This window comes from Paenibacillus sp. FSL R5-0887, assembly GCF_038002305.1.
Lineage (GTDB): Bacteria > Bacillota > Bacilli > Paenibacillales > Paenibacillaceae > Paenibacillus_AQ > Paenibacillus_AQ odorifer.
This window is the reverse complement of record NZ_JBBOCE010000001.1, coordinates 2434865-2454733: the sequence shown is the minus strand read 5'-3', so window position 1 is coordinate 2454733 and position 19869 is coordinate 2434865. Positions and strand designations below refer to the sequence as shown.

At 41.7% G+C, this 19869-nt stretch carries 19 protein-coding genes; 14 read left to right on the top strand and 5 right to left on the bottom strand.

Going from position 1 to position 19869, the window contains the following annotated elements; all coding sequences use genetic code 11:
* Window positions 1-6: 6 nt before the first annotated feature.
* Complete coding sequence (locus MKY14_RS11110; RefSeq protein ID WP_038572361.1) at window positions 7-411, bottom strand: CBS domain-containing protein; 405 nt, start codon at window positions 409-411, stop codon at window positions 7-9.
* 178 nt (window positions 412-589) lie between these two features.
* On the opposite strand from MKY14_RS11110, the gene MKY14_RS11105 reads away from it, so the two are divergent.
* The 6 genes from MKY14_RS11105 (at window position 590) to MKY14_RS11080 (ending at window position 6524) form a co-directional block, all read left to right on the top strand.
* Window positions 590-2698 carry a methyl-accepting chemotaxis protein gene (locus MKY14_RS11105; protein ID WP_076129908.1) on the top strand — a complete coding sequence of 703 codons (2109 nt, stop codon included), beginning with the start codon at window positions 590-592 and terminating at the stop codon, window positions 2696-2698.
* Window positions 2699-3382: 684 nt separating this feature from the next.
* Window positions 3383-3583 (top strand): cold-shock protein, encoded by a 201-nt coding sequence (locus tag MKY14_RS11100; RefSeq protein ID WP_036685790.1) that lies wholly within the window; start codon window positions 3383-3385, stop codon window positions 3581-3583.
* Between the two features lie 64 nt (window positions 3584-3647).
* On the top strand, window positions 3648-3875 hold the full coding sequence (locus MKY14_RS11095; RefSeq protein WP_038572358.1) for a hypothetical protein: 228 nt from the start codon (window positions 3648-3650) through the stop codon (window positions 3873-3875).
* 207 nt (window positions 3876-4082) lie between these two features.
* Window positions 4083-4892, top strand: a complete 810-nt coding sequence (locus MKY14_RS11090; RefSeq protein ID WP_076129907.1) for a GNAT family N-acetyltransferase — start codon at window positions 4083-4085, stop codon at window positions 4890-4892.
* An 8-nt stretch (window positions 4893-4900) separates the two neighbouring features.
* On the top strand, window positions 4901-6004 hold the full coding sequence (locus MKY14_RS11085; protein ID WP_081386408.1) for an LCP family protein: 1104 nt from the start codon (window positions 4901-4903) through the stop codon (window positions 6002-6004).
* Window positions 6005-6041: 37 nt separating this feature from the next.
* A complete protein-coding gene (locus tag MKY14_RS11080; protein WP_179086268.1) occupies window positions 6042-6524 on the top strand; it encodes a DinB family protein in 483 nt (160 codons plus the stop codon).
* Here the strand turns inward: MKY14_RS11080 and MKY14_RS11075 are convergent.
* Window positions 6521-6730: a hypothetical protein gene (locus MKY14_RS11075; protein ID WP_076100132.1), complete on the bottom strand. Its 210-nt coding sequence runs from the start codon at window positions 6728-6730 to the stop codon at window positions 6521-6523. The two genes, MKY14_RS11080 and MKY14_RS11075, sit on opposite strands and share 4 nt — an antisense overlap.
* A 279-nt stretch (window positions 6731-7009) precedes the next feature.
* Between MKY14_RS11075 and MKY14_RS11070 the strand changes: the two genes are divergently transcribed.
* On the top strand, window positions 7010-7369 hold the full coding sequence (locus tag MKY14_RS11070; protein ID WP_076129905.1) for a hypothetical protein: 360 nt from the start codon (window positions 7010-7012) through the stop codon (window positions 7367-7369).
* Between the two features lie 39 nt (window positions 7370-7408).
* Here MKY14_RS11070 and MKY14_RS11065 read toward each other — a convergent pair whose 3' ends face one another.
* Window positions 7409-8680 carry a serine hydrolase domain-containing protein gene (locus tag MKY14_RS11065; RefSeq protein ID WP_340394130.1) on the bottom strand — a complete coding sequence of 424 codons (1272 nt, stop codon included), beginning with the start codon at window positions 8678-8680 and terminating at the stop codon, window positions 7409-7411.
* 66 nt (window positions 8681-8746) lie between these two features.
* Here MKY14_RS11065 and MKY14_RS11060 point away from each other — a divergent pair, with 66 nt between their 5' ends.
* The 4 genes from MKY14_RS11060 (at window position 8747) to MKY14_RS11045 (ending at window position 13985) form a co-directional block, all read left to right on the top strand.
* The gene (locus tag MKY14_RS11060) at window positions 8747-9430 is read left to right on the top strand and encodes a response regulator transcription factor (RefSeq protein WP_076183131.1); all 684 of its coding nucleotides are present in this window, start codon (window positions 8747-8749) and stop codon (window positions 9428-9430) included.
* A gap of 2 nt (window positions 9431-9432) precedes the next feature.
* The gene (locus MKY14_RS11055; protein ID WP_076304844.1) at window positions 9433-10707 is read left to right on the top strand and encodes a HAMP domain-containing sensor histidine kinase; all 1275 of its coding nucleotides are present in this window, start codon (window positions 9433-9435) and stop codon (window positions 10705-10707) included.
* A gap of 159 nt (window positions 10708-10866) precedes the next feature.
* On the top strand, window positions 10867-11640 hold the full coding sequence (locus tag MKY14_RS11050) for an ABC transporter ATP-binding protein (protein WP_076183127.1): 774 nt from the start codon (window positions 10867-10869) through the stop codon (window positions 11638-11640).
* 2 nt (window positions 11641-11642) lie between these two features.
* Window positions 11643-13985, top strand: a complete 2343-nt coding sequence (locus MKY14_RS11045) for an ABC transporter permease (RefSeq protein ID WP_340976481.1) — start codon at window positions 11643-11645, stop codon at window positions 13983-13985.
* A 64-nt stretch (window positions 13986-14049) separates the two neighbouring features.
* On the opposite strand, the gene MKY14_RS11040 is transcribed toward MKY14_RS11045, so the two are convergent.
* Window positions 14050-14478 carry a VOC family protein gene (locus MKY14_RS11040; protein WP_076281467.1) on the bottom strand — a complete coding sequence of 143 codons (429 nt, stop codon included), beginning with the start codon at window positions 14476-14478 and terminating at the stop codon, window positions 14050-14052.
* A gap of 408 nt (window positions 14479-14886) precedes the next feature.
* Between MKY14_RS11040 and MKY14_RS11035 the strand changes: the two genes are divergently transcribed.
* A complete protein-coding gene (locus MKY14_RS11035; protein WP_445669866.1) occupies window positions 14887-17580 on the top strand; it encodes a glycoside hydrolase family 6 protein in 2694 nt (897 codons plus the stop codon).
* Between the two features lie 57 nt (window positions 17581-17637).
* On the opposite strand, the gene MKY14_RS11030 is transcribed toward MKY14_RS11035, so the two are convergent.
* The gene (locus tag MKY14_RS11030) at window positions 17638-18033 is read right to left on the bottom strand and encodes a DUF2871 domain-containing protein (RefSeq protein WP_076129897.1); all 396 of its coding nucleotides are present in this window, start codon (window positions 18031-18033) and stop codon (window positions 17638-17640) included.
* 186 nt (window positions 18034-18219) lie between these two features.
* Between MKY14_RS11030 and MKY14_RS11025 the strand changes: the two genes are divergently transcribed.
* Together MKY14_RS11025 and MKY14_RS11020 are read left to right on the top strand one after the other, a co-directional pair.
* Window positions 18220-18774 (top strand): GNAT family N-acetyltransferase, encoded by a 555-nt coding sequence (locus tag MKY14_RS11025; protein ID WP_081387118.1) that lies wholly within the window; start codon window positions 18220-18222, stop codon window positions 18772-18774.
* Between the two features lie 147 nt (window positions 18775-18921).
* Complete coding sequence (locus MKY14_RS11020) at window positions 18922-19584, top strand: MgtC/SapB family protein (protein WP_094903188.1); 663 nt, start codon at window positions 18922-18924, stop codon at window positions 19582-19584.
* Window positions 19585-19869 lie beyond the last annotated feature (285 nt).

Sequence of the window (19869 nt, the reverse complement as noted above, 5' to 3'; positions counted from 1 at the left end):
TTTTTATTAATCTGTAATGTTGCGAGTGTAATATTCAATGATATCTTTTCTCCTAATAATTCCAACAAATACACCCTCATTATCAATCACAGGAACGAAATTCTGATCCGCAGCAAGCGTCAGCATATCCTCCATTTCTGCATTAATGAGAACACTTTCGTTATGAACATGCTTTTGGATGTCGCTTACTGGAACTTCCCCTATATTGTCAAAGGTTAAATCTGCTGTGTTTTTCAGCTTCCACAATAGATCACCCTCCGAAAGTGTTCCTACATATTTTCCTTCATTATCAATAATAGGGATAGCCGTGTAATGGTGCTGTTCTAATTGTTCTAAGGCTTCCAGCATGGATAGTGAGTTAGTGATATAGGCGACTTGATCTTTTGGCAACAAAAAAGAGGATATTTCCATCGGCATGAACTCCTTTGTATTATGTTATTTTTTGATTAGGCTACTTTTATTTAAACATACTTTTGGAATGGATAGAATTTTAAATTTTCACCCCTTGAATTATAGGTAATAAGTCCTATTGAATAGAGGTCGTATTTTGTCGATTAAAGATATATTATCCTAGAGTGGAGTTGTTCAGATGGCATTGTATCGAAGGCTTTCATTAACGTTTAAATTTGTTATGGTGGTAAGTTTAGTAATTATTGTGATCTTTTTCTTTAGTTTAGTCGCAAACCTGGCTAATCTGCGTAGTGTGAGCATATCCAACGGTGAACTTCAGGCAGAGGTCGCAGGAAAAAGTTATGCGGAGACCATTCAGAATAGAATGATAGACATTCAGTCGACGGGTGAAGCGCTCGCTGAAGTACTCCTTGAATCAAGAGAACGTCAAACCTTGGACCGTGAAGATGTTGTTTCTACAATGAAAACTATGCTTGAGCACAGACCAGAAATTTTTGGGATGAGCATATTATGGGAACCCAATGCTTTTGATCAGAACGATCAGGCTAATATAAATAAGATGCCATATGATGATGGTACGGGGCGTTTTATTCCTTATGTCTTTAGAAATCAAGGTGCAATAAAGGTTGAACCCTTAAAGAATTATGATGTAGAAGGTGCGGGTGATTATTACCTTTTACCAAAAAAAGAGAAAAAACCGGTATATATTGAACCCTACTCCTATGAGACGACTGGTGGAGCTATAGAGATGATTTCGGTCATGCTACCAATTTTGGATAAAACGGGTGCATTTCTGGGGACTGTAGGGTTCGATGTTTCGTTAACCCAATTGCAGGAAGAAGCCGTTAACTATAAACCTCTGGGAGGTTATGTTTCTTTAATCACTGGTAATGGCAAATATGCAGCCAACCCAAATGATCCTCAAAGTGTACTCAAAGAATTTGGTGATACAGAAGATAAAACAGTACTGTGGAAGCGTGTGAAGAATGGGGAGGCCAAACTGGGATACACGATAAATTCCAAGGGAGAAGACGTGCTGCGGACTTTTGTTCCGATACCAATGCCTGGAAGTGACCAGGTCTGGTACACACAGACAGCGATCTCTAAGGATGTTATCATGGCTGATTATGAACAAGCTAAAACAGAATTTTTTATCATTATGATTATTGGGATTTTGATTTTAGCTGTTATTGTTGGTCTTCAACTATGGTTAATGGTAGTTAAACCGCTTCGTTTGTTATCTGAGAAATTGCAGCTGATGTCTCAGGGGGATTTGACTCAAACCCTGCAGGTTCGAAATGATGATGAATTCGGCAAAATGGCTACACATTTTAATCATATGACCCATAAGCTTCGAGAAATGTTTGGACTTGTCGCTGATCTATCAATGTCCGTGGGAGCTACCTCTGAAGAGCTGACAGCTAACGCTGAGCAGACTGGGAAAGCTGCTGAACAAATTGCTGTGGCAATTGGACGAGTAGCCGAAGGAGCGCAGCTGCAGAATGATTATGCGGGTGATTCTTCAATGGCGATGAGCGAGCTGAATGTTGGAGTGCAACGGATCGCTGACTCTTCGTCATCGGTGTCTGCGTCTGCAGATGAAGTTACCGATCAGACGAAAAAGGGCAGTGCCCAGCTGCAAATGGCAGTGAATCAAATGTCGGAGTTAAAGCTGTCTGTAGATGAGACAAGTCTGGCGATTGAACGTTTAGGCGAACGATCTGCTCAGATCAGCGGGATTATCGGCTTGATTTCGAACATAAGTAAACAGACCAATCTGTTGGCACTAAATGCGGCTATTGAGGCGTCCAGAGTGGGTGAACATGGCCGAGGTTTTGCGGTGGTGGCCTCAGAAATTCGCATGCTGGCAGATCAGACTAAAAAAGCTGCCGAACAAGTTACTGCTTTGGTTGAAGATGTGGTGCAAGATACTAATCAAGCTTCACAAGCGATGGCTGTCGGCAATGAAAAAGTAATTCTTGGTGTGCAGAGTGTATCTGATAGTGATCTTTTATTTACGTCGATTCTGACAGAGATGACACAGGTAACCGATCAGATCCAAGAGGTCTCAGCAGCTGCACAGCAGATGACCGCGGGGACGGAGCAAATTTCAGTTACCGTTAAACAATTAGCCGATCTTGCTTCGGAAGCTTCCTCGGACTCCCAAAGTGTGGCAGCAGCCTCTGAGGAGCAGCTTGCTTCTATGGAAGAGATCTCAGCCTCGTCGGAGTCACTCAGCTCAATGGTGCAAGACCTGTTGGATAAATTATCTTACTTTAAAATTTAGATTGCCTTTTCAGATATATAGAGAAGGGCTGGCACCTAAAACTATGAAAATGACTGCTGTGTCGAAAGCACATGCTTAGTCACTGGAAAATACGCTTAGTAACCTGCTAACGGACACAGTGGTCCTTAAACGTACGATTATCCGATATTTGGAATGTTATCGGACTCCAGTGCAGCTATTGGCCTAAAAAATGCTTATTATGAGCCTCTTTCCAAGGAATAGCGTCACTGGAGTCCGAAATCTAGCGGTAAAGAATTAAAACATGTAATAACGTCTACCGAGTCCGAAAGCCCCGTAGGATAATGAATGTGTAGTCGTAGTAGGCCGCGAATGACCAAAAAACGCCGAACAGCGATTCTTCGATAACAGAAGAATCGCTGTTTTGTTGATTTTAGGATTTTGAAAGTGAGGAGGTCAGTCTCCGCTCGTAGAATCAATTATGGCACAGCTCCTTCTTACCTCCCATTTTCTTCATAATGCAGTAGAGTATCTATTTGGTGTTAGCTGTGTTATAATCAATCTATCGAAAGTATTTACCTGGCGAATTCACATAGCGTAGAGGGTTATTCTTTAGACGTTAATAACCTTGTACCATATGTGAATTTTTATTTTTTTAGAGATTTTGCAAGAGATTTTTTGAGGATAAGAATAACATGTAAATAAAAATAAGGTGGTAATTATATTATGCAAACAGGAACAGTGAAATGGTTTAACGCAGACAAAGGTTTTGGTTTTATCGAGGTTGAAGGTGGAGAAGATGTATTCGTACATTTCAGCGCAATTACTGGTGACGGATTCAAGTCCCTGGATGAAGGACAACGTGTAGAATTTAACGTAGTTCAAGGTAATCGTGGTCAACAAGCTGAGAATGTTGTAAAACTGTAAGTAGTAAAATGAATCCCCAAACGTCTCGTTTGGGGATTTTTTTATAGAAAGGTGGCGGATGTAAATGCAGGTGTTTGAAGACTGGAATTTAAAAGTTAAGAAAACCTTTAACGCTACAAGTAACAAAGAAGTATTGACGGTGTCTGAAGCGGGAAGCTTGCTCGGGCTGTCTAAAGACCAAATGAAAAGTTATGTAGATCAGCATAAGTTGACTAAAGTTCCGATCATGAGAAGTGTCGTCAGATATCTTTTACTCAAGAGTGAGATCGATATGATTGTGAAAAAAACCTAAGATCATCATTAATAAATAGGGTAGACCAATCCTTGATAGGATATGGTCTTTTTTTGTCTCACAAATTTCTTATAAATAGAAACTTATCGACCCTAAGATCGTCTATAATAATGGGATATTTTAGGTAACAGTGTCATCCAGCAAAAAATACCCTCACATACTGTTGGTTATCTATCAAAACATTACGTGAGATCTAAGGAGAAAATTATGAAACGACTAGAGCGTAAAGATTATTACAAAGCTATTGAGCCTTTAGGAAAAGTGAAAATAAATACGATGTTTGCTGAGTCCGTGGTTAAACAAGTCATACCTGGCAGCGTATATGTTGACGATATCGTTAACCCGCGTGCTTTTTACATTGCTCACCCTTGTGGAATGTCTTTATTAATTGGAGAGTCGGATAATGAAGAGTTTAAGCGCGATCTTTTTGATTACATAACCAATAAAAATATGATTCGGCATCATCAAGAGTTGCTGCAGGCTGATCCAGCGGGAGGCTGGCCGGAAGTTATCGCTCATTGGAGTGAACAGGAAATGCTCCATAGAAATACAAGGGTCAACTTCAGCTTTAACCGCGAGAAATATCTGAAACAGAAAGCTTCTTATCTTAACCAAGACCTTGAAGTGGTGCGAATGAACAAAGAACGGTTTTTGGCGGCAACAGGAGGTGTCAATCCTAAGGCGTTTTGGAGGAATGAAGAGCAATTTCTTGCTGAGGGGCTGGGCTTCAATATTCTTGACGCTGGGGAAATTGCCTCTACGGCATTTTCGGGTTTTGTTAATGAGCATCAACTGGAAATTGGCATAGAAACTTCAGAAGCACATCGGGGGAAGGGCTATGCCTACGCGGTCTGTTCAGCCTTAATAGAATACTGTCTAGAACATCAGCTTGAGCCGGTGTGGGCGTGTCGTCTGGATAACGAGGGTTCTTTCAACTTAGCGCATAGATTAGGCTTTGAGACAACCTACATGATTCCCTATTATCGGCTGGTAGAATCCGTCATCAGGAAGGGTTAAGGATCCGAATGAAAAATAAACAGACTACCCATTCAGCTTCTTCATTTTCTTTAAGTAGAATTGAGAAAAAAAAGGTGAAGAAGAAAACTAAGACCAGCAAGAAAAAAAAGATCTGGTTATTTACGCTTGCTATCGTACTTATTGCTGGGCTAGGATCTTATGTTTTTCGTAAAGAACTGCTGATTTTCGGATTTAATAATGTTGTGGCTCCGACTATTGAACACACGCTTGATGGATCATACGTTCCTTTAGAAAATAATGAAAACGCTGAAGCTCCTGGATTACAACCAACGGCGGATAACAAGGATCGTCCATTTTCTATCCTCCTACTGGGTACTGATCAGCGGGGAAAAGAGAACGGGCTTTCTGATTCGATTATATATACTGTGATCCGGCCAGTTGATCATAAAGTATTGTTCGTGTCGATCCCTCGTGATTCCTATGCAGAAATTATCGGAGCGGAAAAGGTTAAAGGAGCTAGGAAAGAAACCAAGATTAATGCAGCTCATTCCTATGGCGGTCCTCAGATGAGTGTAGACACCGTTAAAAATTTATTAAACGCGCCTATCGAATATTACGCTACTATTAATTTTAACGGTCTTGTGGGCGTTACAGATGCTCTAGGGGGTGTTGAACTTCCGATTACCAAGGTGATTGAGAACAAGAGCCCGGATCATGAGAAATTAAGAATTGAACCGAACAAACCGATTTATTCTGGCGCTGAAGCATTAATGTATGTAAGATACCGCGAGGATTCTGATTTTAAACGAACGGAGCGGCAGCGGATCTTTTTGAAATCTGCGCTTGAACGGATGAAGAGAGTAGATAATATCCTTAATATACAGAAAATCATCGAAATAGCAGGCAGTAATTTCCAAACCAATATGAAGTCAGACTTTATTCTTGATTTGGCGAAAAGAGTAATTCTTGAAGGGGGTACTCCTGAGATCACAAGCCATATGTTGCAGGGTGAGGGCAGACGGAAGGATCAATGGTATTACATCCTTGACGAAAATGATGTGAAGCGTACCCATGAGTTGATTGAGATTTGGCTGAATCCTGACTCTACCGATACGGATCTGGCCGCAGCTTCTGCGGATGACGCAGCATAGATGTTGTGACTGAATTATTTTATTTTTCATGTGGAGGTTGATCTCTCTGGCTGCAAAAACAAATGAGCAAATGTTACTCGAATTTAAGTCCCTCATCCCGTTCGTAGAATCTTTAGGTGAAGTATCAGCTAAACATTGGAATCAGCCTATTGCAGCTGGTAAATGGACTTTAAAGGATATCATCTGTCATCTCATGTTATGGGATAAATATTTTTATGAAGGTGCGATTAAGAAAATAATTCTCCGGGAACCGATCACAACCAAGCAGTTGGATTTTAACGAGTTTAATGCTAACGCTGTAGAATATGCTAAATTATTATCTGAACAAACATTAATTGAACAATTTGTACGTTATAGAACTAAAATCATAGATGCAGCTGTAGGCTTAACGGAAGAGGAATTCAATCAGGAATATAAGGATGGAGATCGCAAAAAATTCAGCGTTCGCAAGTACTTGAGAAGTTTTATCCCACATGATAAGCATCATAAAAAACAGATTGAGCAGTTCTTAAAACCTTAAAACTTGGCGCGATTTTGAACTAACTTCATGGATTGGCGTATGAGGATAGGACCAAACATGCTTCCGGCAGAGGCGGCAATTAAGGAATGGAAGGGGAATTTTATAGCAAAATAAAAGACCCATCCAGCAACAATATCAATAAGGATGAACTTCTTGATCTCGGATAATGGTATGGTCACGAAGACAATGGATTGTTTGTTTCTCACAGCAATGACCTCCTAATTTTAAGAAAACATCTTATAAATCCACTGTTCATTCTATTTTGGAACTAAGATGTCCCATTCCGTCTAAATCTACAATCGCATCGTAAAAAAAGGAAGTATGCCTTGCGGATCTTTTTCGCAAAGTGTACTTCCTTTTTTGTATGTGAGGATATTATCTGACTAATATTTGGCAGGGTATGGAAAGTCACAGAAGATATATTCAATCACTAGTACAATGTAAGCGTTATCTTTCGCGAAATTATATCCTAAAGGAGCTAAGCTATGAGAGTGAAGAGACTATCTTTTAACCAGCTTGTGTTTATCTGTTTAGGTTTTCAATACTTGTTAATGCGTTTGTTCTCTGCCGGCGAGGCGATCGTTATCACATCGATAGAGCTAGTAATATATATTGTTTATACTGTCGCCACCCTTGCCGGATTGTTTCTCCGGAGCAGACGAATTGATAGTGAAGCTGTATCCGGGTTGTCGTCGTTATTTTTCAGCGTGTTATGGACGGTATCTTTGTTCTCACAGTTTCGGAAAGAAAGTTATCCAAATGCTTTAACAATCATTAATTCGCTGGGGGTGTCTGCAGCGGTAATCGTGATGCTCACACAATTTATTATTTTGGCTAAGGCTTAGGCTTTAGCTGAAAAAAAGGCGGGTGCCCCAGCAGCCATTTCATGGCTTATGCGGCACTCGTTTGTTTTTTTTCATCCCCAGAAATGAAAGCTCACCCTGTTCATTCCGTTTAAATTCAAATTCACTGTCATGCTTGGTATGATGGAATCTTTTTTCAGAGATAGGATAGAACGGTGTAACCTCATCATCATTCCAGACAAAATAATATTCCTGGCCCCTACGCTCCACGCTCGCTTTGCAGCCAAATCCCTCATAGGTCCCCATATATTCAGCATACATGCTATCATCAAGTGGAAAGGCTCGCGGGAATATCGGCATTTCGGCAGGCTCACCGAATACTAATCCAGATAGAGATTCCGTTAACTTGGTAATGGGGACACAATCATAATTGGTCAACATGATGACGGTTGTCTGCTCTTCTGGATATCTGTGCATTTCACTTCGGAAGCCGCGATAAGCGCCACCATGATACATTCTTTTGCGATCATATCGTTCGTCCAAAAACCAACCAAATCGATATTTGAGATTACTTGAATGAAAAGCCATCTCCAGAGTATCGTGGGATACTAATTGATCGGAGTATAACGCTTGGTCCCACAGGAAAAGATCAGCAGCCGTCGAATACATGGCACCCGCTGACAGGATAGAGCTCATATGTATGTATTCACCCTGAGTATACTCTCCCCATGAGGAATGATAAGGTGAGGCTAATTTTGAAATGATTTGCTGATTGTTATAAACTCCTGTATTTACCATGCCAAGAGGCTGTAATATAAAAGTAGTGATATAATCTTCAAATGTCATGCCAGTAATCTTTTCAATGATCATTCCTAATAAATAATAACCCGAATTATTATAGGAAAACGATGTGCCGGGCATAAATGCAGGCGGTTGACTCACAAATAGCTGTAACATCTCCAAGGGAGTCAGCTTCAGTTTATTTAATTTTTGATTATATTCGGGTAGAGAAGTGTAGTTGGCTATACCCGAGGTATGTCCCAGCAGATGAAGGATGGTCATCCCCTCGAATGCATGCTGTTCAGGAAGATATTTTAAGATCGGATCTTCCAGTCGCAGACGTTTTTGTTCTTTTAGCATCAGAATCGCCATGCCAGTGAATGACTTGGTTAGCGACCAGATCCGGAATTTGGTATCTATAGCGTTCGGGACCTGATGTTCAAGATTCGCATACCCATATGCTTTTTGTAGCTTGATTTCTCCATGCTGAGCTATCAAGACTGTGCCGCTCAATGGCCAGCTTTGTTCGTATTTATCTAAAAATTGCTCCAGACGCTGGGATTGTTTATCCACAGGTAACCCCTCCTTAAAGGCATATTCTAACATAATACTAAATTCTGTTGAAGCGGAGAGAAATCCATGAGATATGATTGTTTAATTATTGATGATGAAACTGAACTTGCGGAGACCACCTGCGAATATTTTAATTTGTTCGATGTTCAAACCGCGTTTGTTACAAGCGCTGATGCCTGTCGAAGCTTTTTACGTGAGCATCAGGTCTCAATGTTACTGCTAGATATTAATTTAGGCGGTGAATCCGGCTTCCAGTTATGCAAAGAGCTGCGTCAGACGATGGGGATTCCTATCTTGTTTATTAGTGCCCGCTCGAGTGAAGATGATGTATTGATTGCTCTTGATATCGGAGGAGATGACTATATTCATAAGCCGTATACCCTGCGAGTGCTGCTCGCAAAAGTGAAGGCGGTGCTTAAACGCCACAATAACGAAGTTATAGCTGAGGCAGCTATCCTCCAAGCCGGCCCTATCCAGATAGACCCCGAACTTAGGAGGGTAAGCCTTAATGGCGTAGCTCTCAAGCTGAAAACGATGGAATATAAATTGCTCAGCTATTTGATTCAGCAGAAAAATAGGGTAATCCCCAAAGAGGAGTTATTTACTGAGGTATGGGGAGATGTTTTTGCGGGGGATGGCACCTTAAATGTACATATCCGTCATCTACGTGAGAAGATTGAGCAGAATCCTAATGATCCTCAGTACATCCGTACAGTATGGGGCATCGGTTATGCTTTTGAGGACAAATAGTTATGACAAAAAAACTGCTGTTGGCCCTTCTGCTTACTATATTTGCCGCAAGTTTAGCGCTCACCTTCCTAATTCTTAATTTGCAGGTGGAGACAGGAACAGATAGAGTGGCGATCAATACCATTGTGAAGCTCACGGAACAGAACTGGGACAAGCTTGATCCGAAGCTGTACAAGGAAAGTCCTTATGAATTTGCCATTATAGATACCACGGGAGTACTTAAATATCAGACGGGAAATGCGATTTCCGTTACTGTTAACGAAGCCATCAATAATCGGGATACTCTAGTGGACGTTTTTGTTCAGGATAAGATGGTGGGGAAGGTGATTATTAATAATGATTACCGTGCGATCTTTATACATATGAAAAAACAATTTATACAAGTTTCTATTGTGATGCTGCTTCTGCTTACGGTTCTAGGCGTTCTCTATATTTGGTTCCTGAATCGATCGGTTCTCCGTCCGTTCCGCAAAATGCAGCAATTCGCGAAGCATATCGCGAGAGGTGATCTGGAAGTGCCGCTGGAGATGGATCGTAATCATCTGTTTGGTGCTTTTACCGAAAGCTTTGATATGATGCGGGAAGAGCTTGCAGCGGCTAGACACAGCGAATATTTGGCGAATAAAAGTAAAAAGGAACTGGTTGCTAGTCTCAGTCATGACATTAAAACACCCGTTGCTTCGTTAAAGGCGATCACGGAACTGATGTTATTAAGCGCAAGGGATGAGAAGACCGGCAGACAGCTTAACACTTTGTACTCCAAAGCAGATCAGATTGATCGTCTGGTGACTGATATGTTCCATTCGACCTTGGAGGAACTAAATGAACTTAAAGTCAGCTTAACGGAAGAGCAAAGCCACCTGCTGATCCAAATTATAAATAATGTGAATTTCTATGAACGGATTTCAGCAGCATCTGTGCCTGACTGTCTCATTACGGTGGACCCCTTGCGGTTGCAGCAGGTGATCGATAATGTTGTGAATAATTCCTACAAATATGCCTACACAGACACACCCATAGATATTAAGTTCGAGATCACGGATCATTATCTGGAGGTAGATATTCTGGACTATGGTCCCGGGGTTCCTGAAGAGGAGCTGCCTTTAGTATTCAATAAATTTTTTCGGGGCAGTCTGGCCGTGAGCCAGAATGGTGCAGGTCTAGGCCTGTACATTTCCCGTTATATGATGCAAAAAATGCAAGGCGACATTCTGTGCTCCAATCGGGAGGACGGATTTACAGTCAAACTGCTAATTCCTTTAGTAGGACAGAATTAAGAATTAGCTAAGGATTGCACAAAGACATGTTAAGAACATTTAACGTACGATAGGGTTGCAATTACGAATGAGCTTGTGATTGCAGCCATTATATTTCGCGTAGAGCTATGATTTTTTTTAGCGCAATTAATGAGCATGAATGTAAATGGAGTGTTCAACATGAGCGAAGTGAATAATAAAGTGCTGATGCAGACTAATAAGCTTGGAAAAACCTTCTCCCATGGAGGAACTCAGCAGCATGTTTTGAAAAATCTGGATCTGACCTTATATCATGGTGATTTTACGATTATCATGGGCAGCTCTGGTTCTGGTAAATCAACACTGCTGTATGCCATTTCGGGTATGGATAAGCCAACACTTGGAGAGGTTCTATTTGAAGGTCAGGATATCACAGCCATGAGTAATGATCAGCTTGCGATATTCCGGCGGAAGAATTGTGGGTTCGTGTTTCAGCAGATTCATCTGCTGGATACGATGAGTGTCCTCGACAATGTATTATCAAGTGCTTTTCTTGTACAAAAGGATAGAGCAGGGGCTGTAAAAAAAGCCAAAAAGCTACTCTCTGATGTAGGTCTGGATGACTCTGTCTGGGGCAAGTTTCCGGCGCAAATCTCAGGTGGCGAAGCTCAGCGGGCGGGGATTATCCGGGCATTGATCAACAGTCCAAAAGCGGTTTTCGCCGATGAGCCGACGGGTGCGTTAAATAGTTCAGCAGGAATAGGTGTACTGCGCGTCCTTACTGAGGTGAATAGACAAGGGCAAAGTATAATTATGGTTACTCATGATCTTAAAACCGCGTTGCGTGGAAATCGGATATTGTATTTGCGGGATGGAGTCATCGTGGGAGATTTGCGTCTTACCCCTTATAGCGAAGATAACGGACCTGAACGGCAGCAGCAATTACAGTCCTTTCTAACCGAATTGGGGTGGTAGGGATGAGCAGCCTAATAGGAAAATTAGCTTGGTCCAATATTCGTAAAAGAAAAAGTGCTACGGTTACGCTCTTCATTCTTATCATGATAGCTGTGCTGCTGCTGAACATTGGTCTTACGGTCATTTTGAAGCTCAATTCCTTCCAGCAAGAAAAAATGACTGAATTAAGGACTCCAGAAATAAGTGCATATTTTCCAAAAGATGATTATCTAGAAGAGTATGAGGAGCTTGTGGATAGTTATTCATATACAGAATCCTGGGAGAATGAAGCAGCAATTCTGTTAGCAGATGCTAAAATGAAGTACGGACAAACGGACACTACGGTAGCTTTTATAATTCTTAACATGGATACACCGCGGACCAAGGGACTGTTCAAGACAACGACTCCACTAGGATCTAAGGATGCGAATATGATCTATCTGCCTTATTTGTTCCATGTTGGATCGGGGTATAACCTTGGGGATACTTTTACTTTTGTATACGATAATAACTCATTTTCTTATACCATAGGTGGCTTTATTGAGGAGCCGTTGCTAGGGACGTTAACTAATGGAGCTTTAAAAGTATTTTTGAATGATGAAGGTTATAAACAGTTGGAGGAACGTCTTGGAACTGAAGCTCAGTACAGCTTTCTATCAGCAGATTTAACCGATCCTTCAAAGGATGTAAAGCTGGAGCAAATGCTTAGTGAGCGGATTTTTGCCTCAGGAAGTACGGATCAATTTCAAGTCATGCGGGCAGAGGTTGGGCTCGAAGGGAACCGTGTTTTTGTTAATCTTTTAGCAGCCATTTTAATCGTATTTGCACTGATTATGGTTCTAATCTCGCTTATTGTCATCAGGTTTCAAATATTGGGGCATATTGAAGACAATTTAACGAACATCGGTATTTTAAAAGCTAACGGTTATACTTCATGGCAGATTAAAAATGCGCTTCTGCTACAGTTTACCTCAGTTTCCATCATTGCAGCTATACCGGGAGGCGGGTTATCTGGGCTGGTTATGCCGTTGGTAGGGAATATGATTTCGTCTTCAATCGGACTTCTGTGGCCAATATCCTTTGAAGGGGTCAGTGCAGTACTTAGTTTGGTTATTGTCTCTGGACTAGTGCTACTTGTTACCTATCTGTCGAGCCGGCGAATTCGGAACATTACTCCGATTACAGCTCTGCAGAGCGGAATCCTCACTCACAATTTCAAGCGGAACCCAATGCCACTGGAAACATCCCGAATGAATCTGCAATTCAGCTTAAGCCTTAAAGCTTTAGTAAGGCAGGCGAAACAGAATATGATGATCGTATTGATCGTTGCCGGATTAACCTTTTCTAGTATTTTTTGCTCTATATTGAATTTCAACTTTAAGGGAGACACCTCAGCAGTTATAGAACTGGTAGGTATAGAACGCAGCGACTTTTTGTTATTGCCGAAAAACGGTGACCTACAGCAGGGGAAGTTTACAGAATTAGAAGCCATGCCAGGGGTTGAAAAGTTGACTGTATTGGATAGCATGGTCGCTTCCATTAAGAACACCAGCTTTATGCTCCGGGTATCTGACGATTATAGCAAGCTGGAGACACAAACCATATACAAAGGGCGAGAGCCAATTTATGATAATGAAATTGTGATTTCCGGTGTTATTGCTAAGTTGGAAAATTCAGAAATAGGGGACGAGGTCCCGATCACTTTTAATGGTGTGACGGAGAATTATTTGGTTACTGGCTTAAGCCAGCAGATTAGCCAACTTGGAATGGTGGCGAGTATGACCGGTGATGGAATGAGAAGACTTCAACCGGAGTACACCCCTCTGTCCATCAATGTGTATCTGAAAGAGGGGGGAGATGCGCAAGCTTTTGTGAAGGATCTGGAAGCACGCTTCCCTAAGCAATGGAACATTACTAACATTCGAGAAACGGTTGATAGTACGCTCAGTACATTCACTGCTGCAGTATCTTCTATGACAGCAGTCATCACTGTGGTGACGATTATAGTAGTCAGTCTGATTTTGTATTTAGTGATTAAGACTTTGATTCTGAAGCGGAAACGTGAGTTCGGCATTCTTAAAGGAATGGGTTATACCACTTTTAATCTGATGACGCAGATTACCTTTAGTCTGTTTCCGGTGATTGTGGTGGGAGTAGCTTTGGGGAGCGTAGGGGGGTATTTTTTCTCAGACTCAGCGTTTGTACTATTGCTCTCGAGTTTAGGGATTTATAATGTCCAACTGGCGGTTAGTTTGCCTCAAGTATTGCTATTGTGTGCAGCCATTCTAGTAGTTGCTTATGCGGTGTCTATGCTTGTTGCCTGGCGAATTCGGAAGGTTAGTGTGTACGATTTGATTATGGACTAATTTAAGCGAAAAACAAAAAAACAACGAGCAGGAGGTTAGTTACTCCATGCCCGTTGTTTTTTTATTACATATTTATTCGTCCGTCATCATAATTGAATTGCCAGTCGATGCCGAATTTATCTTTTAGACTACCATAACAAGAGCTCCAGAAGGTTTCTTGCAGTTCCATAACTACTTTACCGCCCTCTTGAAGCTTATCGAAATATTTCTTTATGTTATCTAAATCCTTACTAACTACGGAAAGACTAATATTGTTTCCTTCGATAAAAGGCATGCCTGGAAAAACATCAGAAAACATTACATTACTGCCTTCGATATTCAAGCGGGTGTGCATAACCAAATCTTTAGCTTCCTCAGGAAGAGTGAAATTGGGATCGGGTGGTGTTTCACCAAAGGTCATGATTTGTGGACGTTCAGTGCCAAACACCTCTGCGTAAAACTCTGCTGCGTTACGACAATTCCCATTGAAATTAAGATAAACATCGATGGACATTTTTTTCACTCCTTAAAGGTTTGTTAGCGTTACTTCGAAAATACTTAAAATTCAAAATACCTTGTCACTTCCACATTGTATCATTTACCAGTTTATAAACAAATATTCTTATAGTCTCATTATTAAACTTTTATTTCATCTACTATCTTCTAATTAAAAATAGGATATGGTAGTATTCAAGAAAAGGGATAATTTTCTATAAATTAAATAAAATTATATTTATGTTAAATAGTTAGAGGATTTAGGCTCTTGTTAGATCTTTAAAACGGAGGGGAGGTGATGATGAGTGCGGGTAAGGCATAGAGGAGGTGACCATTCTTTAAAGGAGTGAATACTGCAATTGTAGCATCGCGTGGCTATTAATAAATTATTTGCAAATTTATTTAATTGTCGAAAGGAGAATAATAAATGACAAAAGCACTAAGGAAGCAAATGTTGTTATTGCTTACGATCATGGCTTTAGTTATCACCGGATATGCTCCTTCTACCACGTATGCCAGTGAGGCGCATGTTGACAATCCGTTTGTAGGAGCTACAGCATATGTTAATCCTGATTATGCCGCACTGATTGATACCTCTATTGCTCAGGTTACCGATAGTACTTTAGTTTCCAAGATGGAGACCATTAAAAAATATCCGACAGCCGTATGGCTGGATCGAATTGCTGCAATTTATGGCGGGACAGAAAACGGAGGCAGAAAAAGTCTTGAGGAAACATTAGATTCCGTACTCGCGCAAAAGCAACCAAACACACCGATTACAGCCACATTTGTAATTTATGATATGCCAGGGCGGGATTGCCACGCTTTGGCCTCCAATGGCGAGCTGCCACTGACAGCAGCGGGTTTGACAACCTACAAATCAGATTATGTTGACGTAATCGCCAGTATTTTTGCAAAGCCCAAATATAGTGACATTCGGATAGTGACTATCGTAGAGCCGGATTCGCTTCCGAATCTAGTTACCAATCTCAGCACACCACAGTGTGCTCAAGCTAACTCCACGAATATTTACCGTGATGCTACACGTTACACTTTAAATGCTCTCCATGCCATTCCAAATGTGTATACTTACATGGATATTGGTCACTCCGGCTGGCTCGGATGGGATACTAACCGTGGCCCCGCTATCGACCTCTTTACTTCGGTTGTGTCAGGCACTACAGCTGGACTTGCTAGTGTCGATGGATTCATTACGAATACAGCCAATACCACTCCACTAGTAGAACCTAATCTTCCAGATCCGAATCTTACGATAGGCAGCCAGCAGCTTCGTTCTGCAAGTTATTATGAATGGAATCCGTATTTTGATGAAGCTGATTTCACAGCAGCTTTGTATTCAGGTTTTGTAGCAAAAGGTTGGCCTTCCACGATCGGCTTCCTTATTGATACTTCCCGTAACGGGTGGGGAGGACCTAATCGTCCGACTAGTGCAAGCGGAACAACCGTTAACGCTTATGCGGATTCCGGTCGGATTGATAAACGTCTCCATCGCGGCAATTGGTGTAATGCCAGCGGTGCCGGAATTGGAGAAGTTCCACAAGCAGCACCCGCAGGTTATGCAGCCTCACATTTGGATGCATTCGTCTGGGTGAAACCTCCGGGAGAATCTGACGGCTCCAGCAGTGCCATTCCAAATAATGAGGGCAAGGGCTTTGACAGAATGTGTGATCCGACTTATACCAGCTCAAGCGGCACACTGACCGGTGCATTACCTAATGCGCCTGTATCAGGCCACTGGTTCCATGATCAATTTGTTCAGCTGGTACAGAATGCTTACCCTGTAATTCCTCTGAGTAACGGAGGGGGCACTGTAGTTCCAGCGGCACCCACTAACTTGGTAGCGACAGCGGGAGATGCAAAAGTAAGCCTGAGCTGGACGGCATCCAGCAGTGCGATTAGTTACACCGTAAAACGAGCGACCACAAGCGGAGGGCCGTACACCACTGTAGCAACCGGGCTAACGTCAACGAGCTACACCAACACCGCCCTAACGAACGGAACAACCTATCACTATGTTGTAAGCGCAACCAATAGTGTAGGAGAGAGTGTGAATTCGGGACAAGCGAGTGCGACCCCAGCAGCAGTGGCGACTGTTCCGACGGCACCCACTAACTTGGTAGCGACAGCGGGAGATGCAAAAGTAAACCTGAGCTGGAGCGCATCCAATGGTGCGACTAGCTACACTGTGAAAAGTGCAACCACAAGCGGAGGCCCGTACACCACTGTAGCAGCAGGGCTAACGATCACGAGCTACACTAACACCGCCCTAACGAACGGAACAACCTATTACTATGTTGTAAGCGCAACCAATAGTGTGGGAGAGAGTGCGGATTCTACACAAGCGAGTGCGGCTCCAGCAGCAGTGGCGACTGTTCCCGCGGCGCCAACCAATTTGGTAGCGACAGCAGGAGATGCAAAAGTAAACCTGAGCTGGAGTGCATCCAGTGGTGCGACTAGTTACACTGTGAAAAGTGCGACCACAAGCGGAGGGCCGTACACCACTGTAGCAACAGGGCTAACGGCAACGAGCTACATCAACACGGGCTTAACGAACGGAACAACCTATTACTATGTTGTAAGCGCAACCAATAGTACAGGAGAGAGTGTGAATTCGGCACAAGCGAGTGCTGTTCCACAAGTTCCGGCAGCAATTAGTCTGACGTTGCAGTATCGGGCGGGAGATACTAATGCGACAGACAATCAGATCAAACCTTATTTTAATATTAAAAATAACGGCACAACCGCAGTGAACTTAAGCGATCTTAAAATCCGTTATTATTTCACTAAAGATAGTAATCAGACGTTAAATGGCACAATTGATTGGGCACAGATCGGCAATAATAATGTTCAAGTCGCCTTTGCAGACTACACTGGCACGAATGCAGACACTTACGTTGAACTTTCGTTTGCTTCTTCGTCTGGTTCCATTCCAGCTGGAGGCCAGTCCGGAGATATTCAACTCAGAATATATAAATCAGATTGGACTAATTTTAACGAAGTCAATGACTACTCCTATGATGCTACTAAAACTGCTTATACTAACTGGGATAAAGTGACGCTTTATCAAAGTGATGCTCTCGTATGGGGAATTGCTCCGTAACGGAAGCAGGGGATATTTAAAAGAGCCGCTGGAGTGATCCTGGCGGCTCTTTCTGTATTATTTAATTCGTTTACCGAGTAGCACAAGCAGCCATATGATTCCAGCCCCAACAATGGCGTGACCAAGCCCCGCAATATGGGGCAGGAAGCTAATATCACTGCCGTTAATTTGCAGCATTCCACGTGTAGCCATTGCACCAATCGTGATTAGAAGACCAATGTTATAGACAATGTACCATGCACCAAAAGATTTAGCCTCATGGATATTAAATAACTTGTCTAAGATCATAGCAATAATAAAGAAAAAGAATCCTAAGACTAGAATGTGAGTGTGAAGCGCAACTAATATAGTATCTCCTGTGAAATCATTCATTTTAGTAATTTCGCGATAGGCCACTCCGGCTATCAAACCAAGAATTGCATAGAAAAAAGACGTGTAATACAATTTTTTCATAAGAATATCTCCTTTGTAGTTATCGTTATGATTGAAGTGTATCAAGCAATTAAGAACGCAATATGAACAAATGATTACAAGGTGAAAAAAATCACTAGTTTATAAAATACATTATATCCTAAAGGAAGTTTCACTTTCCACGACGAACTGTACTACTAGAGAAATGAGAGGAGACTTAAGGAAAATATGATCGATAACGTTGAGGGATTTCCTGTGCTCGAAACAGACCGCTTTATTTTGAGAAGAATTACACTGGATGATGCTAAAGAAATATATAATTATTTTTCAAAAGATGAAGTGACCCAGTATTATGATCTGGATAGCTTTACCGATATACAGCAAGCGATCAACCTTATCGAAAGATGGGATGAACGTTTCAAAGGCAAACAAAGTATTCGCTGGGGAATAGCCAGGCGTGAGGATAATATAATGATGGGTTCATGCGGATATCATAACTGGGCGCACAGAAATTTCAAAGCAGAGATTGGGTATGAATTATCTCCACTTTATTGGCGGCAGGGTGTGATGACAGAAGTCCTGACAGCGATTATTGCGTATGGCTTTGAGCATATGAAGCTCCATCGAATTGAGGCGTTTTATGATCCGGCTAATATTGCCTCCAAGAAGTCTCTTTTGAAAGCGGGCTTTAAGTATGAGGGATTGTTGCGCGAATCTTTTTTTGAAAAAGGTAGATTTGTAGATGCGGAGATTTGCTCTTTGTTAGCTTCCGATACGAACTAAGAAGTATAAAATTTAAAAAAAGCGAGTTAACCATAATGCGAGAGGACGTATTATGGTTTTTTGTTTGTGATACAATAAATAGATTATCGACTTTATCCTACGTGGTACTAATCCAACATACATATCATGATGAAAGAAGGTGAAGGTATGGAGTTTGAGTATTTGCTTCGTGTAATTGGCGCGGGAATTTGTGGCGTATTAGTTGGATATGAACGCAAAAGCCGGATGAAAGAAGCTGGAGTTAGAACACATTTTGTTGTGGCCTTAGGTGCTGCACTTATGATGGTCATCTCCAAATATGGGTTTCAGGATCAAGCGGATTGGCCTAATCTTTCTCTTGATCCCGCTCGGATAGCTGCTCAGGTAGTAAGCGGAGTAGGTTTTTTGGGCGCAGGAATGATTTTTATGCAAAGACACACAGTCAAAGGGCTCACTACTGCTGCAGGGATTTGGGCAACAGCCGGAGTGGGCATGGCTATAGGGTCTGGTCTTTATATTCTTGGCGTAGGAGCAACGATAATCATTTTACTTGGGCAAAAGATCTTACACAGTCGTAATAGCTGGCTGGCCGCACCAAAAACCCAACAGCTCGTTATAAGTCTAGCTAACACAGAAGGCGCTATGGGCCGAATTCAAGAGTTGCTTAAAGAACACAAAATCGCTGTTCTAAGTTTTCATGCTGAAAATAACAGTGTAGAATCCGAATTAAACGTAGAAATCGTTGTAAGATTGCCTGAATCATTTAATCCAGTACAATTGTTATCGATGATCCAAGAGGACGCAGCGGTTAAGACCGTTGAGTTTCAATGATTTTAGCACCTTCGATGTAACTAACTCACTTCGCATCAAAAGCTACCTCCTTTTTGAGAGTTTCCTTTTGATGCGAGTGTTACCTTCAATTTACCATCGATTCACACACCCTCACATTAATCCAAGCAAAATACCACTTTCAGTCTTTCTATTCCAATTAATAGGTTCAAGATTCAAATTAAATGCTAATTCACGGGCTTATATGTTATGTCTGTGTTATATATTGAGTGGTTTTTGTGTTGGTTATCTTTCGTTAACCGCTTACATTTATTTTTAAATAAAAAA

What these genes read in the sequence shown, in the direction of transcription:
- MKY14_RS11110 (WP_038572361.1), bottom strand. Translation starts at nt 411, where the DNA reads ATGGAAATATCCTCTTTTTTGTTGCCAAAAGATCAAGTCGCCTATATC.
- MKY14_RS11105 (WP_076129908.1), top strand. Translation starts at nt 590, where the DNA reads ATGGCATTGTATCGAAGGCTTTCATTAACGTTTAAATTTGTTATGGTG.
- MKY14_RS11100 (WP_036685790.1), top strand. Translation starts at nt 3,383, where the DNA reads ATGCAAACAGGAACAGTGAAATGGTTTAACGCAGACAAAGGTTTTGGT.
- MKY14_RS11095 (WP_038572358.1), top strand. Translation starts at nt 3,648, where the DNA reads ATGCAGGTGTTTGAAGACTGGAATTTAAAAGTTAAGAAAACCTTTAAC.
- MKY14_RS11090 (WP_076129907.1), top strand. Translation starts at nt 4,083, where the DNA reads ATGAAACGACTAGAGCGTAAAGATTATTACAAAGCTATTGAGCCTTTA.
- MKY14_RS11085 (WP_081386408.1), top strand. Translation starts at nt 4,901, where the DNA reads ATGAAAAATAAACAGACTACCCATTCAGCTTCTTCATTTTCTTTAAGT.
- MKY14_RS11070 (WP_076129905.1), top strand. Translation starts at nt 7,010, where the DNA reads ATGAGAGTGAAGAGACTATCTTTTAACCAGCTTGTGTTTATCTGTTTA.
- MKY14_RS11060 (WP_076183131.1), top strand. Translation starts at nt 8,747, where the DNA reads ATGAGATATGATTGTTTAATTATTGATGATGAAACTGAACTTGCGGAG.
- MKY14_RS11055 (WP_076304844.1), top strand. Translation starts at nt 9,433, where the DNA reads ATGACAAAAAAACTGCTGTTGGCCCTTCTGCTTACTATATTTGCCGCA.
- MKY14_RS11050 (WP_076183127.1), top strand. Translation starts at nt 10,867, where the DNA reads ATGAGCGAAGTGAATAATAAAGTGCTGATGCAGACTAATAAGCTTGGA.
- MKY14_RS11045 (WP_340976481.1), top strand. Translation starts at nt 11,643, where the DNA reads ATGAGCAGCCTAATAGGAAAATTAGCTTGGTCCAATATTCGTAAAAGA.
- MKY14_RS11040 (WP_076281467.1), bottom strand. Translation starts at nt 14,478, where the DNA reads ATGTCCATCGATGTTTATCTTAATTTCAATGGGAATTGTCGTAACGCA.
- MKY14_RS11035 (WP_445669866.1), top strand. Translation starts at nt 14,887, where the DNA reads ATGACAAAAGCACTAAGGAAGCAAATGTTGTTATTGCTTACGATCATG.
- MKY14_RS11030 (WP_076129897.1), bottom strand. Translation starts at nt 18,033, where the DNA reads ATGAAAAAATTGTATTACACGTCTTTTTTCTATGCAATTCTTGGTTTG.
- MKY14_RS11025 (WP_081387118.1), top strand. Translation starts at nt 18,220, where the DNA reads ATGATCGATAACGTTGAGGGATTTCCTGTGCTCGAAACAGACCGCTTT.
- MKY14_RS11020 (WP_094903188.1), top strand. Translation starts at nt 18,922, where the DNA reads ATGGAGTTTGAGTATTTGCTTCGTGTAATTGGCGCGGGAATTTGTGGC.